Origin of the sequence: Pseudomonas sp. O230, from assembly GCF_045447035.1 — a bacterium.
Taxonomy (GTDB): Bacteria; Pseudomonadota; Gammaproteobacteria; order Pseudomonadales; family Pseudomonadaceae; genus Aquipseudomonas.
Window position 1 is genome coordinate 202,975 of record NZ_JBJGXN010000009.1, and the last position, 24,289, is coordinate 227,263.

A 24,289-nucleotide genomic window follows, 5' to 3' on the forward strand; every position below is an offset into this window, starting at 1 on the left:
GTAGAGGGTTGGAGCGGATGTGGCGAGCGCCGATGCCCCGAAATGGGTCAACCGGCGCACCCTCATGTCGCCATCCACTCAGGCCTGCGCCTCAGCCTCGACGAGTTGTTGCCACAGCGATGGAGCACCCGCGGATTTGGCGATGACTTCCAGACGGGCCACGTGTTGCGCCAAATCATCTTCACTCGCGCGGATGATCCGGGTTGGCTGGCGATCAGCCGGCAAGCGACGGATTTCCGTGGCAGAGTTGTCCGCGCCTTCGCCGGAACCATTACCGTCGGACGCATTACCGGCCAGCGACAGGCTGGTCTGGCCGCCGGTCATGGTCAGGTAAACGTCGGCGAGAATCTCGGAGTCGAGCAAGGCACCGTGGAGTTCACGGCCGGAGTTGTCGACGCCATAGCGTTTGCACAACGCATCGAGGCTGTTGCGCTGCCCTGGGTGACGTTCCCGGGCCATCATCAGGGTGTCGAGGATCGAGCAGTGTTGCGTGATGTCGGCGCGATCGTGCTGGCCCATCAGGGCGAATTCGTTGTTGATGAAACCAACGTCGAACGCCGCGTTATGGATGATCAGCTGCGCGCCCTTGATGAATTCGAAAAACTCATCAGCCACTTCATTGAAGCGCGGCTTGCCCACCAGGAATTCGTTGGTGATGCCGTGGACACCAATGGCGCCTTCGTCACTCTCGCGGTCCGGCTGCAGGTAAACGTGAAAATGCCGGCCGGTCAGGCGCCGACCAATCAACTCGACACAACCGATTTCGATAATCCGGTGGCCGTCGGTCACCGGCATGCCGGTGGTTTCGGTATCGAGTACAACGGATCTGGTGGCCATCAGTGCTCAGCTCTCAACGGGTCAATCGTGCAAAAGCGGCGATGTTAACACGCCCGCGGGATCAGGCGTGCGCACAGGCAAATGACTGGCGCTCATGCAGTTTTTAACAATCATTAGCAATGTTCATAAAGTCTGTCGAAGAACGGCTTGCTAGCGTTCGCGGCTTGTTTTCGATGGATTTGAGTTCGACATGACCACCACGCAATCGCTTCGCCTGCTTGTCCTGGTCAGTTGCCTGATCGCAACCACCGCCCAGGCCACCAGTTTTGTAATCAGCACCGATATCACGCTGAGCCTGTCCTTGAGTTCGTCCAAGGGCACGAGCGGATCGTTCAAGGATGACAAGGTCGTGCTGGCGGCCAAGGATGATGCGGCAGCGTTTGTGGCGAGTGAAGGGGAGATTCGCGGAGCGCGGATTGAAGCAGCATTTGAGAGGATTCGGGGTGAACTGAGCGATCAGTATTCAGACCAACAACTGGCCAGCGCCATTTTGATGCTGTGAACACCGACTTTGTAGGAGCCGGCTTGCCGGCGATAGCGTTCCCGAGATCAATACAAGCCTCACGACCTATCGCCAGCGAGCTGGCTCCTACAAAGGTCGGGGTGGGTCAGGCTTGTTTGTAACCGCGCACTTCATCCACGCCACGGTTGGCCAACTGGTCGGCCCGCTCATTGCCGTGATGCCCGATGTGCCCGCGCACCCACTTCCAGGTGACGTTGTGGCGGTTGACCTGCTCGTCCAGCAATTTCCACAGGTCAGCGTTTTTTACCGGTTCTTTCGCCGCTGTTTTCCAGCCGCGCTTCTTCCAGTTGTCCATCCATTCGTTGATGCCTTTCATCACATACTGCGAGTCCGTCACCAGCAGCACGTCGCAGGAACGCTTGAGCTCTTCCAGCCCGCGGATCGCGCCCATCAGTTCCATGCGGTTGTTGGTGGTGTTGGCTTCGCCACCCCAGAGTTCTTTTTCAACGCCCTTGCACACCAGCAATGCGCCCCAGCCGCCTGGGCCAGGGTTGCCCTTGCAGGCACCGTCGGTGAAGAGTTCTACGCTATCGCTCATGCCAATCTATCCAGAAAATGCGGTGGCCCGCCGATCGTTGATCGACGATGCCCGAGGCCGGGACGCGCCCGGCCGGGAATATAAAAAGTGTTACGGCTCGATGTTGCGGCGGTTGACCTTGGCCATCGGCAATGGAATCAACTTACCCATAGGCTCGCGACGCTCTTGACGCACCGGTCGCAGGCCAACCACGATCTTGCGTGCGACCAATAAATAGAAGCCGCCACCCGAGAGTTGCCAGTCACCGGCCTTGCGTTCCCAACCGGCCAAACGGGCCTGCCAGGCGGGGGACGCAAGCGGCGGACGATAGCACCCGAAGCGGCGTTTCTCCAGCGCGAAGCCCAGCAGGTTCAGCCAGTCGGCGACCCGCGACGGTGAAATGCATCGAGCCTTGCGCAGGGCGTCATGGGCGAATACGTGACGCAAGCCCCAACTGCTCCAGGGGTTGATCCCGACGATCAGCAAATGCCCGCCGGGCCGCACGCTGCTCGCCGCTTCACGCAGCAAACCGTGGGGCGACAGGCAGAAATCCAGACCGTGCTGCAACACCACCACGTCGGCGGCATGTTCGCTCAACGGCCAGGCCTGCTCTTCACAAACAATTTCGACACCCGGCAATGGCGCACCCAGCCGCACATTGCGCTGGACCTGCGGCGCCGACGGCGGTGTCTCGGCCGAAGGACCGTAATGCACCAGATAGCCACCGAAGAAACGCCCAAGCTCGTCTTCGAGCATGCGTCGTTCTTCGTCCAGCAGGAATTGCCCGATGGGGCCGGACAGCCATTCACGGGCCGCGCTGATCAGGGCCAGCCAGTCAGGATCAGCCTGAGCGAACGCTTTATCAGTCATTGCATTCTCCAACGCGCCAGGAAGTTCTAAGATGCGCCATTGTTTTCCGCTTGGCGAATCCGACGATGATACAGATCAGTGCCCTGCCTGCCTTCTCCGACAACTACATCTGGTTGTTGCAAGACCCCGCCACACGACGCTGCGCGGTGGTCGATCCCGGCGATGCCGCGCCGGTTCAGGCATGGCTCGCGGCGAACACGGGTTGGGCACTGAGTGATATTTTGATCACTCACCATCATCACGACCATGTCGGCGGTGTCGAGGAGCTGAAAAAAGCGACGGACGCAAAGGTCTACGGCCCGGCCAGTGAAACCATCCCGGCGCGGGACATCGCGCTCAAGGACAACGACCGTATCAGCGTGCTCGGCTGCGATTTCGACGTCATCGAAGTCCCCGGCCACACGTTGGGACACATCGCGTTCTATCACCGGGGCCTGCTGTTTTGCGGCGATACGCTGTTCGCCGCCGGTTGCGGGCGGTTGTTCGAAGGCACGCCCGAGCAAATGCACACCTCCCTGACACGCCTCGCGTCGCTTCCCGAAGATACACAGGTCTATTGCACGCATGAATACACCCTGAGTAACCTGCGATTCGCCGCTGCGGTCGAACCGGGCAATCCACACACGGCCGAACGGCTGGCAAAAGTCACCGAACAACGCGCGGCAGGCGTCATCACACTGCCTTCGACGATCGCTCTGGAAAAGCTGACAAACCCGTTTTTGCGCACCGGCGAAACATCCGTTAAAGAAAAAGTGGACGAACGGAATGGCACCTATAACCGGGCTCCGAGTGCGGTTTTTGCTGCTCTGCGGGCTTGGAAAGATACGTTCTGACAGGGCCTGTCATCGGCGCGAAAAATCTGAATGGTTGACCGCAAGGGGTGCGCTTTCTAGAATCGCCCGACATTTTTGCCCGGAACTTACTTCCAGCCAATGTCGTCACCTATTCGTAAAGCCATCAATTCAGACGCATTGACCCGCTTGGCTCAAGCCATAGCGGTGGCTGTGTCCGCCACTCTGGCGGGCTGTTCCAGCCATGTGCCGCAGACCGACGCGGCACACACCCCGAATATTGCCGCGCGAGCCAAACAGAAGCCCATCTGGCTCAGTGAAAAACCCACCCCGCAAATTCCACAGGACGTCTGGGAGCGCATGCGCCAGGGCTTCCAGCTGCAGGAAGGTCTGGGCGTCAACCCGCGAATCGAGCAACAGCGCCTGTGGTTCGCCAGCAATCCTTCTTTCCTCGAAAACGCCGGCGAACGCGGCAGCCTCTACATTCACTACATCGTCGAACGCCTTGAAGAACGCAACATGCCGCTGGAACTGGCGCTGCTGCCAGTGATTGAAAGCGCCTACAACCCGATGGCCTATTCCCGGGCCGACGCGGTTGGCTTGTGGCAATTCATTCCTTCCACCGGGCGTTACTTCAACCTGCGCCAGACCCGCTTCTACGATGGCCGACGCGACATTACCGCTTCGACCACCGCTGCGTTGGATTACCTGACACGCCTGCACGACATGTTCAACGGCGACTGGCTGCTGGCCCTCGCGGCTTACAACGCGGGTGAAGGCACGGTCAGCCGGGCCATTGAGCGTAACGAAAAGCTTGGCTTGCCCACCGATTACTGGAACCTGCCGCTGCCGTCCGAAACCCAGGCCTATGTGCCGAAGTTGCTGGCGCTGTCGCAAGTGGTCCTGGCGCCAGAAGCCTACGGCGTGAACCTCAACCCGATCGCCAACGAACCGTATTTCCAGGTCGTCGAAATCAACCAGCGCATGGACCTGTCCAAGGTGGCTGCGGTGGCCAATATCGACGAAGACGAGCTGTTCCAGCTCAACCCGGCCTTCAAGCAGCGCACCACCACTGCAGATGGTCCTCAGCATTTGCTGGTGCCGACGTCCAAGGCGCAACTGCTGACCGCCAGCCTCTCGACCATGCGTCCCGAAGAGCTGATCAGCAAGAAGCCGCTCAAACCGGTGTTCGAAGGCGCAGACGACACCCAGCTCGCCAGCCTCAAGCGCGCCTACCGCGTCAAACGTGGCGACAACCTCGGTACCATCGCCAAGGCCAACAAGGTCGACGTGAAAGACCTGCAACGCTGGAACAAGCTGACCGGCAAGGACCTCAAGGTTGGCCAGACGCTGGTGATGCAGGACAAGACCAAGCGCAGCGCCGGACGCGTCAATACCGTAGTGGCCGCCAACACCAAGGCGACTTCCAAGACGGACGCCAAGAAACCGCAGACCCAATACAAGGTCCAGCAGGGTGATTCGCTGTACATCGTGGCCAAGCGTTTCAACGTTGAAATGCAACACCTCAAACGCTGGAACCCGCGGGTCGGCCAAGCGCTGAAGCCGGGTCAGATGTTGACGGTTGCTTCGCCGCACTAAAAAACGAGCCCCTGACTTCAGGGGCTTTTTTTTGCCTGTACCTGCAGGAGCGAGCTTGCTCGCGACGCATTCAATGACGCTGCGGTTATCCAGTAACCCCGCGTAATCGTTAACGACCATCGCGAGCAAGCTGGCTCCTACAAAAACGCTGTCTTTTTCCTGTCCATACAAGCTGTTACTGTACGGCCCACAAAGCCCAAGCCGCCTGGATCGGATCTCTGACTTGAAGCGTCCCCTCCTCCTTCTCCTGATCAGCCTGGCCTTGAGCTCCTCCGCAAGCGCGACGATCAGCGAAAGCCATGGTTATGCGCAGTTCGGCACGCTCAAGTACCCGGCCAGATTTACCCACTTCGACTGGGTCAACCCGCAAGCGCCCAAGGGCGGTACATTGCGGGTGATGGCGTTCGGCACCTTCGATACGCTCAACCCGTACACGTTCAAGGGGTCGAGCCCGGTCTCCACCGCGAATTTCCTGCAATACGGCATCAACGAACTCAACGAACCGCTGATGGTCGGCACCGGCCAGTACGCGCCGTCCGGCGACGAGCCCACGTCCAGTTATGGCTTGATCGCACAATCGGTGGAATACAGCGAAGACCGCAGCTGGGTGGTGTTCAACCTGCGCCCCGAAGCCCGGTTTCACGATGGCACGCCGATCACCGCGTACGACGTCGCATTCTCTTACCGCTTGTTGCTCAAGGACGGCCACCCGCAATACCGCACCAGCCTTCAGGAAGTGTTGCGGGTCGACGTGCTCAGCCCGCAGCGCATCCGTTTCGTCTTCAAGCGCGCCGGCAATCCCTTGCTGATCCTGCGTCTGGGCGAGTTGCCGGTGCTGCCGCAGCATTACTGGAAAGGTCGTGACTTCAAGGCCACCACGTTCGAGCCGCCGCTGGGCAGCGGTCCGTACCGCATCACCGCGGTCACGCCCGGGCGCCAGATTGTGTTTGAACGGGTCAAGGATTATTGGGGCAAGGACCTGCCGGTCAATCGCGGAAAATACAACTTCGACCGCATGGAAGTCGAGTTCTACCGCGACAGCGACGTCGCGTTCGAGGCCTTCAAAGCCGGCGAGTTCGACATCTACATAGAACACCAGGCGAAGAACTGGGATAACGGCTACCGTTTCCCGGCTGTCACCCGCGGCGACGTGATCAAGGCACAGATCCCGCATCAGATCCCGACCCAGAGCCAGGGCCTGTTCATGAACACCCGGCGCCCGACGTTCTCCGACGCGAAGGTGCGCGAAGCCCTGGGGCTGATGTTCGATTTCGAGTGGACCAATCGCACGCTGTTCAGCGGCTCCTACCAGCGCGCCATGAGTTACTACCCCAACAGCGAGTTCTCGGCCACCGGCCTGCCGGTCGGTCATGAATGGTTGATGCTCAAGCCGTACCGCGAGCAATTGCCCGCCAAGCTGCTTACCGAGCCGTTCAACCTGCCGCAGACCCAAGGGCGCGGCATCCCGCGGGAAACCCTGCGCCAGGCCCTGAGTCTGCTCGCCGAGGCCGGCTGGAAGCTCAACGGTCAGCGGGTCGAAAACGCCAAGGGCCAGCCGCTCTCGCTGGAGATCCTGCTGGTCAACCCGAATCTGGAACGCATCCTCCAGCCTTATGTCGAGAACCTCGCCAGTATCGGCATTGATGCCCGCCTGCGTACGGTGGATCGCGCCCAGTACAAACAGCGCCTCGACCAGTTCGACTTCGACATGATCCTGATGACCCTGAACCAGACTCTCAGCCCCGGTCTGGAACAATGGCAGTATTTCCACTCCAGCCAGGTCGGGGTCAAGGGCAGCAAAAATTACGCGGGCATCGCCAATCCGGTGGTCGACCATTTGCTGGAAAAACTGCTCTCCGCCCAGACCCGCGATGAACAGGTTGCCGCCGGTAAAGCCCTGGACCGCGTGTTGTTGTGGCAGCACTACATCATTCCCAACTGGTACCTCAATTATCACCGCCTGGCCTACCGCAACCGGTTCGCCTTCGTCACCACGCCGCCCTATACGCTGGGCCTGAGCGCGTGGTGGCTGAAATCTTCGGAGAAAGATCGATGAAACCCATACGCGCCCTGCTCTTGCAGGCCAGCGGCCTGTTGTTCGCCGGGCTGGCCTGCGCCGCCCCGCAACACGCCCTGACCTTGTACAACGAACCGCCGAAATACCCGGCCGACTTCAAACATTTCGACTACGTGAACCCCGACGCGCCCAAGGGCGGGATCTTTCGTCAGGCCGGTTTCGGTGGCTTCGACAGCCTCAACCCGTTCATCAGCAAAGGCGTGCCCGCCAGCGACATCGAACTGATCTACGACACCCTGGCCAAACAGGGGCTCGACGAACCGTTTACCGAGTACGGCCTGGTCGCCGGCAAGATCGAGAAAGCCCCGGACAACGGTTGGGTGCGTTTCTACCTGCGCCCCGAAGCGCGCTTCCACGACGGTCATCCGATTCGTGCCGAAGACGTGGTGTTCAGCTTCGAGACTCTGATCAAGGACGGCGCGCCGCTGTATCGCGGTTACTACAACGACGTCGCCGAAGCGGTCGCTGAAGACCCGCTTACCGTCCTGTTCAAGTTCAAACACACCAATAACCGCGAACTGCCGTTGATCCTCGGCCAATTGCCAGTGCTGCCCAAACATTGGTGGGCCACTCGCGACTTCAACAAGGGCAACCTGGAAATGCCTTTGGGCAGCGGCCCGTACAAGGTCAGCGAAGTGAAGGCCGGGCGCTCGGTACGGTATGAGCGGGTCAAGGATTACTGGGGCAAGGACCTGCCGGCCAACCGTGGTTTCTACAACTTCGACGTGATGACCACCGATTATTACCGCGACAACACCGTAGCCCTGGAAGCACTCAAGGCCGGTCAGTTCGATTACTGGCTGGAGATGAGCGCAAAAAACTGGGCCAACGCCTATAACATCCCGGCGGTCACTGAAGGTCGGCTGAACAAGGAACAGATTCCCAACGGCAACCCGACCGGCATGCAGGGTTTTGTCTTCAACCTGCGTCGCCCGGTGTTCCAGGACGTACGCGTACGCCAGGCGCTGACGTTGTTGCTGGACTTTGAGTGGACCAACAAGCAACTGTTCAACGGCGCCTACGCGCGCACCCGCAGTTACTTTGAAAACTCGGAAATGGCCGCCACCGGTTTGCCCGACGCCGAGCAGTTGGCAATTCTCGAGCCGTTCCGTGGCAAGATTCCCGAGCAAGTGTTCAGCGAGGCGTTCCAGAATCCCGTGACCGATGCCAGCGGCATGATCCGCACGCAGCAACGCAAGGCTTATCAACTCCTGCAAGAGGCCGGCTGGCGGATCGTCGACGACAAGATGGTCGACGCCACCGGCAAACCGGTGACCATCGAGTTCCTGCTGGCCCAGACCGAATTCGAACGGGTGCTGCTGCCGTTCAAGCGCAACCTCAGCGACCTCGGAATTGATATGGTGATTCGCCGGGTCGATGTCTCGCAGTACATCAACCGCGTGCGTTCGCGGGACTTCGACATGATCGTCGGCAGCTTCCCGCAATCCAACTCGCCGGGTAACGAACAGCGCGAATTCTGGATGTCCGCCGCCGCCGACAAGCCCGGCAGCCGCAACTCCATGGGCCTGAAAGACCCGGTGGTGGACCAACTGGTCGAACAGTTGATCAACGCCGATTCGCGCAAAAGCCTGGTGGCTCACGCCCGGGCACTGGACCGCGTGCTGCAATGGGGCTATTACGTGATCCCCAACTGGCACATCAAGACTTGGCGCGTGGCTTACTGGAACCATATCGGACACCCGAAAATCTCACCCAAGTACGACATCGGCACGGCCACCTGGTGGATCAAGCCCAACGTGACACCGGCGATAGAAGTCGAAACCAAACTGCAAGCCGACCCTGCGGGCACGGAGTAATAGATGTTGGCGTATATTTTTCGGCGATTGCTGTTGATCATCCCGACGTTGCTGGGCATTTTGCTGATCAACTTCGTGATCATCCAGGCTGCCCCCGGCGGGCCGGTGGAGCAGATGATTGCCAAGCTTGAAGGCTTCGAAGGCGCCACCAGCCGCATTGCAGGCGGCGGTGCCGAAGTGTCGGTGGCCGGCTCGGCCTATCGCGGCGCGCAGGGCCTGGACCCTGCCCTGGTGAAAGAAATCGAGCACATGTACGGCTTCGATAAATCGGCGCCGGAACGGTTGTGGATCATGGTCAAGAACTACGCCACCCTGGATTTCGGCGACAGCTTCTTCCGCGATGCCAAGGTCATCGACCTGATCAAGGAAAAGATGCCGGTGTCGATCTCCCTCGGGTTGTGGAGCACGCTGATCATGTACCTGGTGTCGATCCCGCTGGGGATCGCCAAAGCCACGCGACACGGCAGCCACTTCGACGTCTGGACCAGCTCGGCGATCATCGTCGGCTACGCGATCCCGGCGTTCCTGTTCGCCATCCTGTTGATTGTGGTGTTCGCCGGCGGCAGCTATTTCGACTGGTTCCCGCTACGAGGGCTGACCTCGAATAACTTTGATGAGTTGAGCATGGGCGGCAAGGTGCTCGATTACTTCTGGCACCTGGCGTTGCCGGTCACCGCTCTGGTGATCGGTAACTTCGCGACCATGACCCTGCTGACCAAAAACAGCTTCCTCGACGAAATCAACAAGCAGTACGTGGTGACGGCGAAAGCCAAAGGCCTGACCAATCACCGCGTGCTTTACGGCCATGTGTTTCGTAACGCGATGCTGCTGGTGATTGCCGGTTTCCCCTCGGCGTTTATCGGGATTTTCTTCACCGGTTCGTTGCTGGTGGAAGTGATCTTCTCGCTCGACGGCCTCGGCTTGATGAGTTTCGAAGCGGCAATCAACCGCGATTACCCGGTGGTCTTCGGCACGCTGTTCATCTTCACCCTGCTGGGGCTGGTGGTGAAACTGATCGGCGACCTCACGTACACCTTTGTCGATCCGCGCATCGATTTCGAAAGCCGGGAGCATTGAGATGAACCTGTCCCCGCTCAATCGCCGACGTTTCGAACTGTTCAAGGCCAACAAGCGTGGCTGGTGGTCGTTGTGGCTGTTTTTGGTGCTGTTTGGCCTGAGCCTCGGCGCCGAACTCATCGCCAACGACAAACCGCTGGTGGTGCATTACGACAACGGCTGGTATTTCCCGGCGCTCAAGCGTTACCCGGAAACCACGTTCGGCGGCGAGTTCCCGCTGGAGGCCAACTACAAGAGCCCGTACATCCGCGAACTGCTCAAGGCCAAGGACGCCTGGGTGCTGTGGGCGCCGATTCCCTACAGCTATCAAAGTATCAACTACGACCTGAAAGTCCCGGCTCCGGCACCGCCCTCGACCGACAACCTGCTGGGCACGGACGATCAGGGGCGCGATGTGTTGGCGCGAGTGATTTACGGGTTCCGGATTTCGGTGTTGTTTGCCCTGACGCTGACCATTCTCAGCTCGATCATTGGGGTGATTGCAGGCGCGTTGCAGGGATTCTATGGCGGCTGGGTCGATCTGGCCGGGCAGCGTTTCCTGGAGATCTGGTCCGGGTTGCCGGTGCTGTACCTGCTGATCATTCTCGCGAGCTTCGTGCAGCCGAACTTCTGGTGGTTGCTGGGGATCATGCTGCTGTTCTCGTGGATGAGCCTGGTGGACGTGGTGCGCGCCGAGTTCCTGCGCGGGCGCAACCTCGAATACGTGCGCGCGGCGCGGGCGCTGGGGATGCAGAATGGTGCGATCATGTTCCGCCATATTTTGCCCAACGCCATGGTCTCGACCATGACCTTTATGCCGTTCATCCTGACTGGCGCCATCGGCACGCTGACCGCCCTCGACTTTCTGGGCTTCGGTTTGCCGCCGGGCGCGCCGTCGCTGGGTGAATTGGTGGCCCAGGGCAAATCCAACCTGCAAGCGCCGTGGCTCGGCATGAGCGCGTTTGCGGTGCTGGCGTTGATGTTGAGTTTGCTGGTGTTCATCGGCGAGTCCGCTCGCGATGCCTTCGACCCGAGGAAGTGAAATGAATCAGGACAATCTGATCGAAGTGCGCGACCTGTCCGTCGAATTCGTCGTCGGTGATCGCTGTCAGCGCGTGGTCGAAGGCGTCAGTTTCGACATCAAGCGTGGCGAAACCCTGGCGCTGGTGGGTGAAAGCGGCTCCGGCAAATCGGTGACTGCGCACTCGATCCTGCGCTTGCTGCCCTACCCGCTCGCCCGGCATCCGTCCGGCACCATCGAGTATTCCGGGCAAAACCTGCTGAGCCTGAAAGAGAAAACCATCCGCCATATCCGTGGCAACCGGATCGCGATGATCTTTCAGGAGCCGATGACCTCGCTCAATCCGCTGCACTCGATCGAGAAGCAGATCAACGAAGTCCTCGGCATCCACAAAGGCTTGATCGGCAAAGTCGCGACCAAACGCACGCTGGAACTGCTGGAGATGGTCGGCATTCCGGAACCCGAAAAGCGCCTGAAAGCCCTGCCCCACGAATTGTCCGGCGGCCAGCGTCAGCGGGTGATGATTGCCATGGCCCTGGCCAACGAACCGGAACTGCTGATCGCCGACGAGCCGACCACTGCACTGGACGTGACCGTTCAGCTGAAAATCCTCGAATTGCTCAAGGAATTGCAGGCCCGTCTGGGCATGGCGTTGCTACTGATCAGTCACGATTTGAACCTTGTGCGAAGAATTGCGCATCGCGTATGTGTCATGCAGCGCGGTTGCATCGTCGAACAGGCATCGTGCGAAGAGTTGTTCCGCGCGCCGCAGCATCCGTACACTCGGGAACTGCTGGCAGCGGAGCCCAGCGGCAAGCCTGCGACCAATGTCATTGGCCCGCCATTGCTGCAGGTCGAGGACTTGAAAGTCTGGTTCCCGATCAAGAAAGGTTTGCTGAAAAAGACCGTCGATCACATCAAAGCGGTGGACGGGATCAATTTCAGCCTGCCACAGGGCCAGACGCTGGGGATTGTCGGCGAAAGCGGTTCCGGCAAATCGACGCTCGGCCTGGCGATTTTGCGGCTGATCGGCAGCCAAGGTGCGATCCGTTTTGAAGGCAAGCAGCTAGACTGCCTGACGCAGCAACAGGTTCGGCCGCTGCGCCGGGAGATGCAGGTGGTGTTTCAGGACCCGTTCGGCAGCCTGAGCCCACGGATGTGCGTGAGCCAGATCGTCGGCGAAGGCCTGCGGATTCACAAGATGGGCACCGAGGCGGAACAGGAACAAGCGATTATTGCGGCACTCAAGGAGGTAGGTCTGGATCCGGAAACCCGGCACCGCTACCCCCACGAATTTTCCGGCGGGCAGCGGCAGAGAATCGCCATTGCCCGGGCATTAGTGCTAAAACCGGCGCTGATCCTGCTGGACGAGCCGACCTCGGCCCTCGACCGGACAGTGCAGCGCCAAGTGGTGGAGCTTTTGCGTTCACTGCAAACCAAGTACAACCTGACGTATCTGTTTATCAGCCATGACCTGGCTGTCGTCAAAGCGCTGAGCCACCAGTTGATGGTGGTCAAGCAAGGCCAAGTGGTCGAACAGGGAGACGCGCAAAGTATCTTTGCCGCCCCCCAACATCCTTATACACAGCAGTTGCTGGAAGCCGCTTTCCTGGCACCAGCCACTGCGCAATAACCTGAAAGAGAGGAGCAACACATGGGTTTTCTCGCCGGTAAGCGCGTACTGATCGTCGGTGTCGCCAGCAAGCTGTCCATCGCATCCGGCATCGCTGCCGCCATGCATCGCGAGGGCGCTGAGCTTGCCTTCACTTATCAGAACGACAAACTCAAGGGTCGTGTCGAAGAGTTCGCACAGAGCTGGGGTTCCAACCCGGACCTGTGCTTCCCGTGCGACGTGGCCAGCGATGAAGAAATCGCCAAGGTCTTCGTTGAGCTGGGCAAAAAGTGGGATGGCCTGGACTGCATCGTGCACTCCGTCGGCTTCGCCCCGGGCGACCAACTGGACGGCGACTTCACCGAAGCCACCACCCGTGAAGGTTTCCGTATCGCTCACGACATCAGCGCCTACAGCTTCGTGGCCCTGGCCAAGGCTGGCCGCGAAATGATGAAAGGCCGCAATGGCAGCCTGCTGACCCTGTCGTACCTGGGCGCCGAGCGCACCATGCCGAACTACAACGTAATGGGCATGGCCAAGGCTTCGCTGGAAGCTGGCGTCCGTTACCTGGCCGGCTCCCTGGGCCCGGATGGCACCCGCGTCAACTGCGTATCGGCTGGCCCGATCCGCACCCTCGCCGCTTCCGGCATCAAGAACTTCCGCAAGATGCTGGCCGCCAACGAAGCGCAAACCCCGCTGCGTCGTAACGTCACCATCGACGAAGTCGGCAACGCCGGCGCCTTCCTCTGCTCGGACCTGGCGTCCGGCATCAGCGGTGAAATCATGTACGTGGACGGTGGCTTCAACACCACGGCCATGGGCAGCCTCGAAGAGTAATCTTCGTCTCGGCCAATAAAAAACCCGCCTGCACAGGCGGGTTTTTTTGTACCCGAAATTTCAGAGTTCACCGCAATCCTTGTAGGAGCTGGCTTGCCAGCGATAGCGGTCGTATAGCCAACATTTTCAGTGAGTTGGACATCGCCATCGCTGGCAAGCCAGCTCCTACACGGGTTATCTATTGGCTCAGGCACTCGGCAAACAGTCGCTGGATCGGTTGTGTACGCTGGCTGTAGCGCTGCAACAGGACGATCTCGCGGTAGAACGTCAGCTCGCCCAACCGGATGATTCTGACCTTCGCACCATATTCAAGCCAAAGCCCCGCCTCGGGAAGCAACGAGATACCCAGCCCGCATTCAACCATTTTCACGATGGCTTCCAGTTCATCCAGTTCCAAAGCCACCTGCACATCAATGTGCTGCTCACGCAGAAAGCGCGTGACCAGGCGGCCCCCAAACGAATTGCGGTCATAGCGCACGTGCGGGTGCTCTGCCAATAACCGCAACGGGTCGTCGCCAGCAAGGTCAACCGGCACGATCAACACGAACGGCTCGCGGCGAATGACCTGCGCCGACAGCTCCTTGGGCAACTCGAACGGCGGTTTGATCAGGATGGCCAGATCAACCTCCCCGGTATCGACCTGGCTCAACAGGTTCAACGACACCCCTGGCACTAGTTTCGGCTCCAGCAACGGCGCTTGCTGGCGCAATCGCAACAACGCCTGGGGCAGCAAACCGGTCTGGGCGGTGGCCACCGCGCCAATTCTTAATTCGCCGCGGTACTCGCTGACGTCGTCGCTGACCGACATGCGACTGAAGGTTTCCAGCATGTCCCGGGCCATCGGCAACGCCCGCTGCCCCGCGGCATTGAGAATCGCCTGACGCCCGGTGCGATCGAACAAACGGATGCCCAGTGCCTGCTCAAGATTACGCATCTGCGCGCTGACCGCCGATTGGGTCAGGCCGATGTGCATGCCGGCGGCGGCAAATGTGCCGTAGCGTGTCACAGCGATGAAAGTTTTCAATTCACGCAGCATGGCGTTCTCGATTGATCGAAATAATTTGAGCTCGACGCAAAAACTATCGTCTTTCAATCAAAAAGCACAGCGTTAAACTCAGTTCCAACCACCGACACACTGCGAGGCTCAGCCATGCAACTTTCACCTTTCCACTTGGCCATTCCCGTCTATGACCTGGCAGCCGCACGCAGCTTTTACGCTGAGGTCTTCGGCCTTGAAGAAGGCCGGTCCAGCGACCATTGGGTCGACTTCAATTTCTTCGGCCACCAACTGGTGATTCATCTGGCACCGAAAAACACCTCTCAGGAAGCGGCGCACACCAACGCCGTAGACGGGCATGACGTGCCAGTGCCGCATTTTGGCGTGGTGTTGGGGATGGACGAATGGGAAGGTTTGGCTGAACGACTGAAAGCCCGGGAAATACGATTCGTGATTGAACCGGGCATTCGGTTTCAGGGGTTGGCGGGTGAGCAAGCGACGATGTTTCTGTTCGACCCCTGCGGCAATGCGCTGGAGTTCAAGGCGTTCAAGGACATCAGCCAGTTGTTCGCCAAGTGAAGGCATCGGCCTCTGCCAGCAAACCCTTGATCGAACCGTGACGCACCGGGTCGTATTCGATCTGGCCAATGCTGAAACGAATGTCATAACCGCGACGCATCGTGGCATTGCGCTCGTCGAGGATTTCTTCGAGTCGCGCCTTGATCGCATTCAGCTCAACGGCGCTTGAACCGGTCAGCAAGGCAACAAACTCGTCGTCGCCGAGGCGGCCAATCACATCGTTTTCGCGAAAGGCAATCCGCAATACGTCGGCGAAGGTTTTCAGGGCGTCATCACCTTCGGCGCCGCCGTACAAATAGTTGATGTGTTTGAAATTATCGAGGTCGAAAAACAGCAGCGTGGCCGGTTTTTCCAGGCGCTGACAGGCGTCCAGCCCCAATTGGGCCAGTGTCGTGAAGCCGTGACGGTTGGACAGCAGCGTCAGCTCATCCATGCTCGCCATCTGCACGCCAATCACTTCCTGCTCGGCCGTGCGGGCCAGATCACGCAGTAATTGACGCTCTTGCTGGGGCGACAGCAAAGAGTCTGCATTAACGCTGTGTTTGACCGGTTTGCCTGGGATCAGCATGACTTACTCCATGGGCGGGTATGTTCCTTAGAGTCGTCCATACCCGGTTTGACTCCCTGTTAACGGACCGCCGGTCACCCCCCCGCCACCGGACAAGGCCCTCCCGCTTCGGCCCAGAGCTTGAATTGCGTGACGAAAATATCGTGTGGCACCGGCACCGGCGCCCTCCCTTGACCCGGATTCCAGCCCCACAGCACCAGTTTGTCGTCGCTGACATGCTTGATCAGCGCGGCGAAATCCCGATCACCGTTGCTGCTGCGATCCTTGATCATTGCGCACAACTTGTCGGCCGGCAGGCCGATCCAGGCCATTTTGTGCGCCGCAGGCGGCAGGCTCCAGTGCGGCGCACCCGGCGGTGCATGCGGGCCGTAACTGGCCGGCGGATTGCTGTCAGCGTGGCAAGTGGCGCACGGCAAACCGGCCGCACCCTTGCCATCCATGCCGCGTACGACGTTCATCGCGTGGGGAATGCCGGCGTCGAACTGCAACGGTGAATCACCGGGAATATGGCAATTCTGGCAACGCGGGCTCTGAAACACCTTCTGTACGGTATCGAAAGCCTTCAAGGCTTCCTTATCCTCCGCCAACAGGTCCGTGGCGTAGACCGTCAGGCCGACCAGCACCACTGCGCCCAGAATCAGATGTCGTCTCATCTCACACCCCCGACAGCTGCAAGGGCAATTCGCGCAACCGTTGCCCGGTCAGGGCGAACACGGCGTTGGCCACCGCCGGCGCCGTGGGCGGTACGCCAGCCTCGCCGATGCCGCCGGGCTTGTCGGTGCTGGGCACGATATGCACTTCGACCACCGGCATTTCGTTCAGTCGCAGCACTTGATAGTCGTGGTAATTGGACTGCACCACCTGGCCGTTTTTGAAGGTCAGTTTGCTGTGCAAGGTAAACCCGAGGCCGAAGGTGATCGCCGACTCCATTTGCGCCGCGATGCTCAGCGGGTTGACCGCAATCCCGCAGTCCACCGCGCACACGACCCGGTGCACGCGAATCTTAAGGTTGTCCTGGGACACCTCGGCAACCTGCGCGACGTAGCTGCCGAACGACTCATGCACCGCGATACCCAGTGCATGCCCATCCGGCAATGGCGCGTTCCAATTGGCCTTCTCGACCGCCAGGTTCAACACACCCAGATGCCTTGCATGGCCCTTGAGCAAGGTGCGTCGGTACTCCACCGGATCCTTGCCCGCCGCCTCTGCCAGCTCGTCGATCAACGACTCCATCACGAACGCCGTGTGGGTGTGCCCGACCGAGCGCAGCCACAACACGGTGATGCCGGTTTTCGGCGAATGCAGTTCCACCTGATGATTGGCCATGTCGGCAAGGTAAGGGCTGTCGGCAATACCTTCGACCGACGTTTTGTCGATACCGTCCTTGACCATGGTGGCCGCAAACGCGGTGCCTTCCATGATCGACTGCCCGACCATCACGTGCTGCCACGCCATCGGCATCCCGCCGGCGTCCAGGCCAATACGCGCCTGATGCAGGAACGCCGAGCGGTAATAGCCGCCGCGAATGTCGTCCTCACGCGACCAGACCGTTTTCACCGGCCCGCCTGCCGCCTTAGCGACCTCCACGGCCTCTGCGACAAAGTCCGACGTCGGGTTGGCCCGACGGCCGAAGCCGCCCCCCAGAAACTCGGTATGAATCTCGACCTGTTCGGGTTTGAGCCCGGTGATTTTTCCCGCGATCATTTGATCGAGGGTCTGAAACTGCGTGCCGGTCCAGATCTCGCATTTGTTCTGAGTGATTTTGACCGTGCAGTTCAGCGGTTCCATCGGTGCATGAGCCAGGTACGGCACGCTGTACTCGACGTCGATGGTTTTTGCCGCTTTGGATAACGCGCCTTCGGCATCGCCCGCCTTGCTCGCCGGAGCGCCTGGCGTGGCCGCCAGTTTGCGGAAGCTCTCCAGCAGGTTCTGACTGTCGAGCCCGGCGTTCGGCCCCAGATCCCAATCGATCTTCAGCGCATCACGCCCCAGCTTCGCCGCCCAGTAATGATCGGCAATCACTGCGACGCCGGTTGGCACTTGTACCACTTTGTGCACGCCCGGTATCGCCAGCGCTTCGGCCCCCTCAAAGGATTTGACGTGGCCGCCCAACACGGGTGGGCGCGCGACCATGGCGGTCATCAGCCCCTCGAACTGCACGTCCATGCCGAACCTGGCGCGCCCGGTGATTTTCTCGGGTGTATCCAGGCGCTTGGTGGGTTTACCGATGACCTTCCAGTCCTTGGCCTCCTTGAATGTTATCGACGCAGGGTCTGGCACCGGCAGTTTGCCGGCGTCATCGGCCAGTTCGCCGTACGTGGCGCGGTTGTCGCCTGCAATGACCACGCCCGATTCGGTACGAATGCTCGACGGCGCGACGTTGAAGCGCTTGGCGGCGGCGTCGATCAGCATCAACCGCGCCGCTGCGCCGGCCTGACGGTAGCGATCGAACTCCATCCAGGTCGAGGTCGAACCGCCGGTGATCTGCATCCCGCCAAACCCGGCCAGACCGTAATCGGCTGCCGATGCGGGAGAGTGCTCGACGCGGATTTTTGACCAATCGGCGTCCAGCTCTTCAGCGATCAACATGGTCAGGCCGGTCCAGATACCTTGGCCCATTTCAGAATGGCCGAGCAGTACGGTGACGCTGTTGTCGTTACCGATTCGTAAAAATGCATTGGGGGCAAAGACGTTTGCCTGATTCTCGGCGCCCATGGCAAAACGGTGGGCGCCGGGGATGACAAAAGCAACCACTAGCCCACCGCCGAGCACTGCGCTGCCCTTGAGAAAGCCCCGGCGCGATAACGGATTGCTGCTGTTCATGGCGCATGCCTCCGTTCAACCAATGTCGGCGGCGCGTTTGACCGCGGCACGAATCCTTGGGTAGGTGCCGCAGCGGCAGATGTTGCCTGAGAGCGCCTGGTCGATGTCACTGTCAGTGGGTTTGGGGATCTTCGCCAGCAGCGCCGCCGCCGACATGATCTGCCCGGACTGGCAGTAGCCGCACTGCACCACATCGAGTTCTGCCCAGGCTTGTTGCACCGGGTGCGAACCGTCGGTGGACAGGCCTTCGATGGTGAGAATTTTTTGCCCATGGGCCACCGCCGTGGCGGGTGTGACGCAGGAGCGCAACGGCGCCCCGTCGACATGCACAGTGCAGGCGCCGCACTGGGCCATGCCGCAACCGAATTTGGTACCGGTCAGGTGCGCGACATCGCGCAGGACCCAGAGCAGCGGCATGTCCGCGGGGACATCCAGCGCCTGATCCGTGCCATTGATGTTGAGGGTCAGCATGGCGAATTCCTCAGACTCACGGTGACGCCGTTATTGTCGGTGGGTCGGCGTTATCCTTTCAGCTAAGCGCAAATTGCCGGGCGAGACCGGTTCATCGACCACCGGTACTCTCAACACCGCCGCGAACCTGTAGCCGCGAGCTTGGGTTGGGGCTTAGAAGTCGGTGGACACCGACACCTCACGCCACATTTGCAATTCATTGGCGACAAACGCGTTTTTGCCTTCGATCGCCGCGACGCAGTCACTGCCCAGCGGCAGGCGCAGCGGTGCTTTTTTGGCTTCGACAAGGGTGATCATGACCTCGGCCAGTTTGTCCGGATCGCCGGGCTGATTCAGGGTCACGGCTTTGGCGATCTTGCGCACTTCGCCGGCAGTGCTGTCGTAGTCGACAATCGACGAAGGCGACTCGACCAGCGAATTGCCTTCGAGAAACTCCGTGCGGAAGTACCCCGGCTCGACGATGGTGACCTTGATGCCCAACGGCTCCAGCTCGGCATGCAGCGCTTCGCTCAAACCCTCAACGGCAAATTTGGTCGAGCAATAGACGCCAAAGCCCGGCCCCGACCTGTAACCGCCTACCGACGACAAGTTGATCACATGCCCGCTGCGAGCGGCGCGCATGTGCGGCAGGACGGCGCGCGTGACGTTCAATAAACCGAAGACGTTGGTTTCGTACACGCGGCGTACTTCATCAGCAGTGGCTTCTTCTACTGCGCCGAGCAAACCGAAACCGGCGTTGTTGACCAGCACGTCGATGCGTCCGAAGTGCTCGATGGCAGCCTTGGCGACCGCAACGCCCTGCGCTTCATCGGTGACGTCCAGGGTGACGGCCAGCAAACCGGCTTGATCGCCAAAACGCTGAGTGATGCTGCTGGCATCCCGGGCGGTGGCAACCACGGCGTCACCGTGGGCCAGCGCAGCGGCGGCGATTTTTGCGCCGATACCGCGAGAAGCACCCGTGATGAGCCAGATACGCTTGAAGGAGCTGGACGTGGTCATGAGCGTGTTCCTTGTATGCAGTGGGGGTAGGCACAAGGTACGCAGAACGATTGGCCGGAAAAATGCCCTCGTGTTACAAGCACTATGAAACGCTCTTTCATAATGGCGCCACAATGAATCACGATCCTTTCGATGGCTTGACCGAGTTTCTGGCGGTGGCCGAGCACAAGAGTTTCACCCTTGCCGCCACCCGCCTGGCGGTGACCCCTACCGCTGTCAGCCATGCGATCAAATTGCTCGAGCGCCGCACCGGTGTTTTGCTCTTTCAGCGCACCACACGGCGGGTGGCGTTGACCGAGGCTGGCGCCAGTCTGTTTGCCCGCTTGCGTCCTGCGGCCAGCGAGATCGATGAGGCGGTGAAAGGGCTTAGCGGATTTCGTGATCAGCCGATGGGCACGCTGCGTCTTACTGCACCGAGGTTGTCCGGGGCTTTATTGATGGAGCCGCTGATTCCGCTGTTTCGCGAGGCCTACCCGCAAGTCACCCTCGACATCTCCCTCGACGACGCCACGGTGGACCTGATGGCCGGCGGTTTCGATGCCGGGATTCGACTGGGCGAGTCCATCGAAAAAGACATGATCGCGGTGCGCCTCACCCCTGATTTGCAATGGTCGGTGGTGGGCGCTCCAGACTATTTCGCCACGGCGGGTAAACCGGCGAGCCCTGAAGACCTGACCCGCCATCAATGCATCGGCTTTCGCTTCTCGACCTCGGGCAGCGCGCACCGCTGGGAGTTTCGCCGCGAGGGCCGCGACTTTACGGTGGGCGTCGAGGGTGGCGTGATCGTCAACGACCGGCGCCTGCTGGTGGCGGCGGCTCGCAGCGGTTCGGGGCTGGCGTATGCGTGTGATCTGGAGATCGCCGGCGAATTGGCGAACGGCCAACTGGAACGGGTGTTAGAGCCGTTCGTGCCGCTCAGTTCGGCGCTGTACCTGTATTTTCCCAGCCGCACCCAGACTCAGCCGAAGCTTCGCGCCTTTATCGATCTGGCAACGCGGTGGATCGCCGAACAGGGAGGCCTTAAACCCTCGGTTTGAGCAATACGTCGGTGTAGCGCACCAGGAACAGCCCGAACGCGGCACACCAGAACAGCGCCGACAGCGCCAGTGCGCCCCCGGAAAACGGCACCAGAAACACCCGGCACAGGCCGGCGATCAACAACAGGAAGAACCCGACCACAATCGTTTTCGACGGCTGCAACAACCGCCCGGTATGACCGAGGCTGACCCGGGCAATCATCGCCAGGATCAAGCCACCGATCCCGCCGACGGCCAACGAATGCGTAGCCAGACTTTGTTGCGGCATTGCACCCGCATGCCATAGCGCCATGGCCAGTGCGGCAATCGCCAACCACGCATACGCCAGATACAACGACCACAGCAGCGGCACCCGCCAGATCCCCCGGTCGTGCCAACGCCACAGGCGCAGCAGGTGCAACCCGCCGAGCAGTAAAAACAAGGCCGCGAGCCACCCTCGTGGGATGTCGTTGAAACCACCGGCAAAGGAAACGGCGACCAGCAAACTGCCCGCCAGCAACACTCTGGTTTGCAGCGGATGCACAGGACTGGCCGCAGGTCGATTCAAACCGCGCTGAATAAAGAACGGAATCACGCGCCCGCCAATCACACTCATCAACGCGCCGATCAGCCAAACGGCCGCGAGCACACCGCGCCGTTGCAGGCCGACGTCATCGGTCGAAATTCCCCACAGCGTCATGGCCTGAGTCGCGGCCAGCAGCGCGACGACCAGCAGAATCGGATAGTTGTCGCGTTTGCCGGCAGCCACCAGGTCCCGATCCAGCACCCATGCCAGCAACGGCAGAAAAGGGAGTTGCAGCGCAATCAACGCAACTCCGGGAATGGGCATCAGCCACGCGAGTCGTGCCAACAGCCATACCAGCAGCAGACCGATCAAAGGCCAACCGTTGAGCCCCGCGCGCCCGGTCCAGTTCGGCACCGCCGTGAGCAGGAACCCGGCGATGATCGCCGCTGCGAACCCGAACGGCATCTCATGCCGATGCCAGCTCAGCATGCCGCCCACCGGTTGAGCATCCGGCAAGCGCCCGTACAACCACACGGCCCAGATCGCCACGGCGATGACTGCAAACCCGGCGCCGGCCAGGAAGAACGGGCGAAAGCCGAGGCTGAACACCGGTGCGGCAGCGAGCTGGCGCATCAGGCCACCGCCCTGACCAGACGACTGCCCAACCGATGCTGGGCCAGCAGGCGCATGACGTAGCCGATCTTGATCAGGGTCGGGCCGATGATGGTCATGGCATGCATCGAGACCAGCACCACGATCGGCAAATGTCCGGCGTACAGATAAGCGCCGTAGATCCCCGCCAGCAGCAGCGCCAGGCCCGCGCCCAGGACTTTGCTCGACAGGTGCAGGACGTTCTGAGGATTGCTGAAGTAAGCGAACATTTTTCCGTACTCCCGAATCAAACCAGTTGTACGTTAGTTACTTCAGGTTTCGTGCCAGGTTCATAACACCTTTAAATCAATGGGTTAGAGCGTGCGCAGTCAATTTGACCCAATTGAAAAATAGTCAAAATGACACCGTTAGACGTCATATTGACTATACACAAACTCATACTTCCTAAAAGTAAACCAATATCATTTGCGCACAGCGGAACCTTTTGTTTTAATCGCGACCAATTCTTATTTGCAACCACGGCGCCTGTCGCCCCTGGATATCTGTTCACGATGATGGTCGCCGATTCTTCCAGCGTTCAGAACCTTTACGTCACTCATCACCGCTGGCTGCATGAGCTGCTGCGCCGTCGCTTGAGCAATGCGTTCGATGCCGCCGACCTTGCCCATGACACCTTCATCAGGGTGCTCAAGCGCCCTCGGGTGTTCGACTGCGAAAGCCGCGAACGCTCCTACCTGGCCACCATCGCCCGGGGCTTGTGCATCGATCACTGGCGCCGTCGGCAACTCGAACAGGCGTGGCTGGAGACGCTGGCCTCGCGCCCGCAAGCCGTTCAACCGTCGCCGGAGCAACGGGCGATCATCGTCGAAACCCTGTACGAAGTGGACGCCATGCTGATGCGCCTGCCCAAGAATGTGCGCGACGCGTTCATCCTTGCCCAGTTGCATGGCCTGCCCTACCGCGCCATCGCCGAAGAACTCGGCGTGTGCGAGCGCATGGTGAAAAAGTACCTGGCGCAAGCGCTGATGCACTGCGCGATGCTTGAGGCCGAACTCGATGGCCTGTTGATCGAGTAACGCCATGCCCTCCCTCTCCTCCAACTCCATCAGCCATGCCAGCCTGGAACAGGCGGCGCAATGGTATGTGCAACTCAACGATCAGCACGTCGACGAACACGAGCGTCAGCGCTGGCAAGCCTGGCTGGCGCAAAGTGGCGATCATCAGGCGGCCTGGCGCTATGTCGAGCGTGTTGGTCAGCGCTTCGCCGCGCTGCAGGACGATCAGGCGCAGGCCGCCGGCCTGGTACTGCGCAACACCGCGCGCTCGCCAATCACCCGCCGGCAAACGGTCAAGAGCCTGCTCATCCTCGCCTCGGGCGGGCTGCTGGGCTGGAATGCCTGGCGCGAAACTTCGCTGCCGGACGCCTTGGGCCGCTGGACTGCCGACCTCTCTACCGGCACCGGCGAAACCCGCGAAAGCCTGCTCAGCGACGGCAGCCGGATCTGGCTCAACGCCCTGAGCGCATTGAATGTGCGTTTCGACACCACGCAACGCCTGCTGCTGTTGAGTGCCGGAGAAGTGTTGATCGACACCGCCAAGGACAGCAGCCGACCGTTTCTGGTGCAAAACGCCCAGGGCCGGATGCGCGCGCTCGGCACGCGCTTCAGTGTGCGTCAGGAAGAACAACAGACGTTGCTCAACGTCTACGAAGGCGCGGTCGAAGTCCGAACCACTCAGGGCCAGGTGCAAGTGGTCGAGGCCGGACGACAACTGGCGTTCAGCCAAAACCACACGTTGCCCTCCACCGAAGCAGCGGCGGGCCGCGAAGCCTGGCGCCGTGGTTTGTTATTGGCGGATAACCTGCCACTGGGGCAGTTGATCGAAGAGTTGAGCCGCTACCGATCGGGGCATCTGGCGTGCGACCCGGCCATCGCCGGGTTGCCGGTGATGGGTTCGTTTCCGCTCAAGGACACCGATCAAGCCTTGCGCCTTCTGGAAGCGGCGCTACCGATACGCGTCGAAAAAACCATGGACTGGTGGGTCAACGTCGCGCCAAAAGCGTGAATCAAAAACATTCAACGCCACAGTTCCCTTTTTGGTTTTTCGTTCGGTCAACCCTGTGAAGCCCTTCAATTGCCGAT

24 protein-coding genes are annotated in these 24,289 nt (G+C 60.3%); 13 read left to right on the forward strand and 11 right to left on the reverse strand.

The features are described from left to right. Positions 1–78: 78 nt before the first annotated feature. A complete protein-coding gene (dnaQ, locus tag ACI77H_RS20670) occupies positions 79–837 on the reverse strand; it encodes a DNA polymerase III subunit epsilon (RefSeq protein WP_150630566.1) in 759 nt (252 codons plus the stop codon). A gap of 190 nt (positions 838–1,027) precedes the next feature. Here dnaQ and ACI77H_RS20675 point away from each other — a divergent pair, with 190 nt between their 5' ends. After that, positions 1,028–1,339, forward strand: coding sequence for a DUF2388 domain-containing protein (locus ACI77H_RS20675; protein ID WP_407013579.1), 312 nt, complete (start codon positions 1,028–1,030; stop codon positions 1,337–1,339). A gap of 106 nt (positions 1,340–1,445) precedes the next feature. On the opposite strand, the gene rnhA is transcribed toward ACI77H_RS20675, so the two are convergent. After that, a complete protein-coding gene (gene rnhA / locus ACI77H_RS20680; protein ID WP_008028618.1) occupies positions 1,446–1,898 on the reverse strand; it encodes a ribonuclease HI in 453 nt (150 codons plus the stop codon). Positions 1,899–1,988: 90 nt separating this feature from the next. Beyond that, entirely contained in the window at positions 1,989–2,747 is a 759-nt protein-coding gene (locus tag ACI77H_RS20685) for a methyltransferase domain-containing protein (protein WP_150639192.1), read from the reverse strand. 65 nt (positions 2,748–2,812) lie between these two features. On the opposite strand from ACI77H_RS20685, the gene gloB reads away from it, so the two are divergent. The 8 genes from gloB to fabI all read left to right on the forward strand — a co-directional run bounded on the left by gloB (position 2,813) and on the right by fabI (position 13,557). After that, positions 2,813–3,580 carry a hydroxyacylglutathione hydrolase gene (gene gloB, locus ACI77H_RS20690; protein ID WP_407013727.1) on the forward strand — a complete coding sequence of 256 codons (768 nt, stop codon included), beginning with the start codon at positions 2,813–2,815 and terminating at the stop codon, positions 3,578–3,580. Between the two features lie 99 nt (positions 3,581–3,679). Next, positions 3,680–5,137, forward strand: a complete 1,458-nt coding sequence (locus ACI77H_RS20695) for a transglycosylase SLT domain-containing protein (protein WP_407013580.1) — start codon at positions 3,680–3,682, stop codon at positions 5,135–5,137. A 247-nt stretch (positions 5,138–5,384) separates the two neighbouring features. Further along, positions 5,385–7,193 carry an extracellular solute-binding protein gene (locus ACI77H_RS20700; protein ID WP_407013728.1) on the forward strand — a complete coding sequence of 603 codons (1,809 nt, stop codon included), beginning with the start codon at positions 5,385–5,387 and terminating at the stop codon, positions 7,191–7,193. Beyond that, positions 7,190–9,031 carry an extracellular solute-binding protein gene (locus ACI77H_RS20705; protein ID WP_407013581.1) on the forward strand — a complete coding sequence of 614 codons (1,842 nt, stop codon included), beginning with the start codon at positions 7,190–7,192 and terminating at the stop codon, positions 9,029–9,031. Before ACI77H_RS20700 ends, ACI77H_RS20705 begins: the two co-directional genes overlap by 4 nt. Before the next feature lie 3 nt (positions 9,032–9,034). Further along, on the forward strand, positions 9,035–10,108 hold the full coding sequence (locus tag ACI77H_RS20710; protein ID WP_150630560.1) for a microcin C ABC transporter permease YejB: 1,074 nt from the start codon (positions 9,035–9,037) through the stop codon (positions 10,106–10,108). Position 10,109: 1 nt separating this feature from the next. Beyond that, positions 10,110–11,129 (forward strand): ABC transporter permease, encoded by a 1,020-nt coding sequence (locus ACI77H_RS20715; RefSeq protein WP_407013582.1) that lies wholly within the window; start codon positions 10,110–10,112, stop codon positions 11,127–11,129. 1 nt (position 11,130) lies between these two features. Then, positions 11,131–12,741 (forward strand): ABC transporter ATP-binding protein, encoded by a 1,611-nt coding sequence (locus ACI77H_RS20720; RefSeq protein ID WP_407013583.1) that lies wholly within the window; start codon positions 11,131–11,133, stop codon positions 12,739–12,741. 21 nt (positions 12,742–12,762) lie between these two features. Further along, entirely contained in the window at positions 12,763–13,557 is a 795-nt protein-coding gene (gene fabI, locus ACI77H_RS20725; protein WP_008152082.1) for an enoyl-ACP reductase FabI, read from the forward strand. Between the two features lie 178 nt (positions 13,558–13,735). Here fabI and ACI77H_RS20730 read toward each other — a convergent pair whose 3' ends face one another. Further along, the gene (locus tag ACI77H_RS20730) at positions 13,736–14,593 is read right to left on the reverse strand and encodes a LysR family transcriptional regulator (RefSeq protein WP_407013584.1); all 858 of its coding nucleotides are present in this window, start codon (positions 14,591–14,593) and stop codon (positions 13,736–13,738) included. A gap of 114 nt (positions 14,594–14,707) precedes the next feature. Here ACI77H_RS20730 and ACI77H_RS20735 point away from each other — a divergent pair, with 114 nt between their 5' ends. Then, positions 14,708–15,133, forward strand: coding sequence for a VOC family protein (locus ACI77H_RS20735; protein WP_407013585.1), 426 nt, complete (start codon positions 14,708–14,710; stop codon positions 15,131–15,133). Here the strand turns inward: ACI77H_RS20735 and ACI77H_RS20740 are convergent. From ACI77H_RS20740 to ACI77H_RS20760, 5 genes are all read right to left on the reverse strand, one after another. After that, entirely contained in the window at positions 15,111–15,701 is a 591-nt protein-coding gene (locus tag ACI77H_RS20740; protein WP_407013586.1) for a GGDEF domain-containing protein, read from the reverse strand. The genes ACI77H_RS20735 and ACI77H_RS20740 overlap by 23 nt on opposite strands. Before the next feature lie 74 nt (positions 15,702–15,775). Continuing rightward, positions 15,776–16,354 carry a hypothetical protein gene (locus ACI77H_RS20745; RefSeq protein WP_407013587.1) on the reverse strand — a complete coding sequence of 193 codons (579 nt, stop codon included), beginning with the start codon at positions 16,352–16,354 and terminating at the stop codon, positions 15,776–15,778. A 1-nt stretch (position 16,355) separates the two neighbouring features. After that, on the reverse strand, positions 16,356–18,524 hold the full coding sequence (locus tag ACI77H_RS20750; protein WP_407013588.1) for a molybdopterin cofactor-binding domain-containing protein: 2,169 nt from the start codon (positions 18,522–18,524) through the stop codon (positions 16,356–16,358). Between the two features lie 15 nt (positions 18,525–18,539). Next, the gene (locus ACI77H_RS20755; protein ID WP_407013589.1) at positions 18,540–18,995 is read right to left on the reverse strand and encodes a (2Fe-2S)-binding protein; all 456 of its coding nucleotides are present in this window, start codon (positions 18,993–18,995) and stop codon (positions 18,540–18,542) included. 153 nt (positions 18,996–19,148) lie between these two features. Next, positions 19,149–19,994, reverse strand: a complete 846-nt coding sequence (locus ACI77H_RS20760; protein ID WP_407013590.1) for an oxidoreductase — start codon at positions 19,992–19,994, stop codon at positions 19,149–19,151. 113 nt (positions 19,995–20,107) lie between these two features. On the opposite strand from ACI77H_RS20760, the gene ACI77H_RS20765 reads away from it, so the two are divergent. Then, positions 20,108–21,031 (forward strand): LysR family transcriptional regulator, encoded by a 924-nt coding sequence (locus tag ACI77H_RS20765; RefSeq protein WP_407013591.1) that lies wholly within the window; start codon positions 20,108–20,110, stop codon positions 21,029–21,031. Here the strand turns inward: ACI77H_RS20765 and ACI77H_RS20770 are convergent. Together ACI77H_RS20770 and ACI77H_RS20775 are read right to left on the reverse strand one after the other, a co-directional pair. Continuing rightward, positions 21,015–22,169: an NnrS family protein gene (locus tag ACI77H_RS20770; RefSeq protein WP_407013592.1), complete on the reverse strand. Its 1,155-nt coding sequence runs from the start codon at positions 22,167–22,169 to the stop codon at positions 21,015–21,017. The genes ACI77H_RS20765 and ACI77H_RS20770 overlap by 17 nt on opposite strands. After that, complete coding sequence (locus ACI77H_RS20775; RefSeq protein ID WP_407013593.1) at positions 22,169–22,417, reverse strand: transmembrane sensor/regulator PpyR; 249 nt, start codon at positions 22,415–22,417, stop codon at positions 22,169–22,171. The genes ACI77H_RS20770 and ACI77H_RS20775 overlap by 1 nt, the downstream gene beginning before the upstream one ends. Before the next feature lie 282 nt (positions 22,418–22,699). Between ACI77H_RS20775 and ACI77H_RS20780 the strand changes: the two genes are divergently transcribed. Continuing rightward, a complete protein-coding gene (locus tag ACI77H_RS20780) occupies positions 22,700–23,224 on the forward strand; it encodes a sigma-70 family RNA polymerase sigma factor (protein WP_407013594.1) in 525 nt (174 codons plus the stop codon). Between the two features lie 4 nt (positions 23,225–23,228). Then, positions 23,229–24,212 (forward strand): FecR domain-containing protein, encoded by a 984-nt coding sequence (locus tag ACI77H_RS20785; RefSeq protein ID WP_407013595.1) that lies wholly within the window; start codon positions 23,229–23,231, stop codon positions 24,210–24,212. Positions 24,213–24,289 lie beyond the last annotated feature (77 nt).

Coding starts and splice junctions, on each gene's coding strand:
- ACI77H_RS20695 (WP_407013580.1), top strand. CDS start 3,680: ATGTCGTCACCTATTCGTAAAGCCATCAATTCAGACGCATTGACCCGC.
- ACI77H_RS20705 (WP_407013581.1), top strand. CDS start 7,190: ATGAAACCCATACGCGCCCTGCTCTTGCAGGCCAGCGGCCTGTTGTTC.
- dnaQ (WP_150630566.1), bottom strand. CDS start 837: ATGGCCACCAGATCCGTTGTACTCGATACCGAAACCACCGGCATGCCG.
- ACI77H_RS20710 (WP_150630560.1), top strand. CDS start 9,035: ATGTTGGCGTATATTTTTCGGCGATTGCTGTTGATCATCCCGACGTTG.
- ACI77H_RS20740 (WP_407013586.1), bottom strand. CDS start 15,701: ATGCTGATCCCAGGCAAACCGGTCAAACACAGCGTTAATGCAGACTCT.
- ACI77H_RS20675 (WP_407013579.1), top strand. CDS start 1,028: ATGACCACCACGCAATCGCTTCGCCTGCTTGTCCTGGTCAGTTGCCTG.
- fabI (WP_008152082.1), top strand. CDS start 12,763: ATGGGTTTTCTCGCCGGTAAGCGCGTACTGATCGTCGGTGTCGCCAGC.
- ACI77H_RS20745 (WP_407013587.1), bottom strand. CDS start 16,354: ATGAGACGACATCTGATTCTGGGCGCAGTGGTGCTGGTCGGCCTGACG.
- ACI77H_RS20775 (WP_407013593.1), bottom strand. CDS start 22,417: ATGTTCGCTTACTTCAGCAATCCTCAGAACGTCCTGCACCTGTCGAGC.
- ACI77H_RS20755 (WP_407013589.1), bottom strand. CDS start 18,995: ATGCTGACCCTCAACATCAATGGCACGGATCAGGCGCTGGATGTCCCC.
- rnhA (WP_008028618.1), bottom strand. CDS start 1,898: ATGAGCGATAGCGTAGAACTCTTCACCGACGGTGCCTGCAAGGGCAAC.
- ACI77H_RS20685 (WP_150639192.1), bottom strand. CDS start 2,747: ATGACTGATAAAGCGTTCGCTCAGGCTGATCCTGACTGGCTGGCCCTG.
- ACI77H_RS20770 (WP_407013592.1), bottom strand. CDS start 22,169: ATGCGCCAGCTCGCTGCCGCACCGGTGTTCAGCCTCGGCTTTCGCCCG.
- ACI77H_RS20730 (WP_407013584.1), bottom strand. CDS start 14,593: ATGCTGCGTGAATTGAAAACTTTCATCGCTGTGACACGCTACGGCACA.
- ACI77H_RS20765 (WP_407013591.1), top strand. CDS start 20,108: ATGAATCACGATCCTTTCGATGGCTTGACCGAGTTTCTGGCGGTGGCC.
- ACI77H_RS20785 (WP_407013595.1), top strand. CDS start 23,229: ATGCCCTCCCTCTCCTCCAACTCCATCAGCCATGCCAGCCTGGAACAG.
- ACI77H_RS20720 (WP_407013583.1), top strand. CDS start 11,131: ATGAATCAGGACAATCTGATCGAAGTGCGCGACCTGTCCGTCGAATTC.
- ACI77H_RS20715 (WP_407013582.1), top strand. CDS start 10,110: ATGAACCTGTCCCCGCTCAATCGCCGACGTTTCGAACTGTTCAAGGCC.
- gloB (WP_407013727.1), top strand. CDS start 2,813: ATGATACAGATCAGTGCCCTGCCTGCCTTCTCCGACAACTACATCTGG.
- ACI77H_RS20760 (WP_407013590.1), bottom strand. CDS start 19,994: ATGACCACGTCCAGCTCCTTCAAGCGTATCTGGCTCATCACGGGTGCT.
- ACI77H_RS20750 (WP_407013588.1), bottom strand. CDS start 18,524: ATGAACAGCAGCAATCCGTTATCGCGCCGGGGCTTTCTCAAGGGCAGC.
- ACI77H_RS20780 (WP_407013594.1), top strand. CDS start 22,700: ATGATGGTCGCCGATTCTTCCAGCGTTCAGAACCTTTACGTCACTCAT.
- ACI77H_RS20735 (WP_407013585.1), top strand. CDS start 14,708: ATGCAACTTTCACCTTTCCACTTGGCCATTCCCGTCTATGACCTGGCA.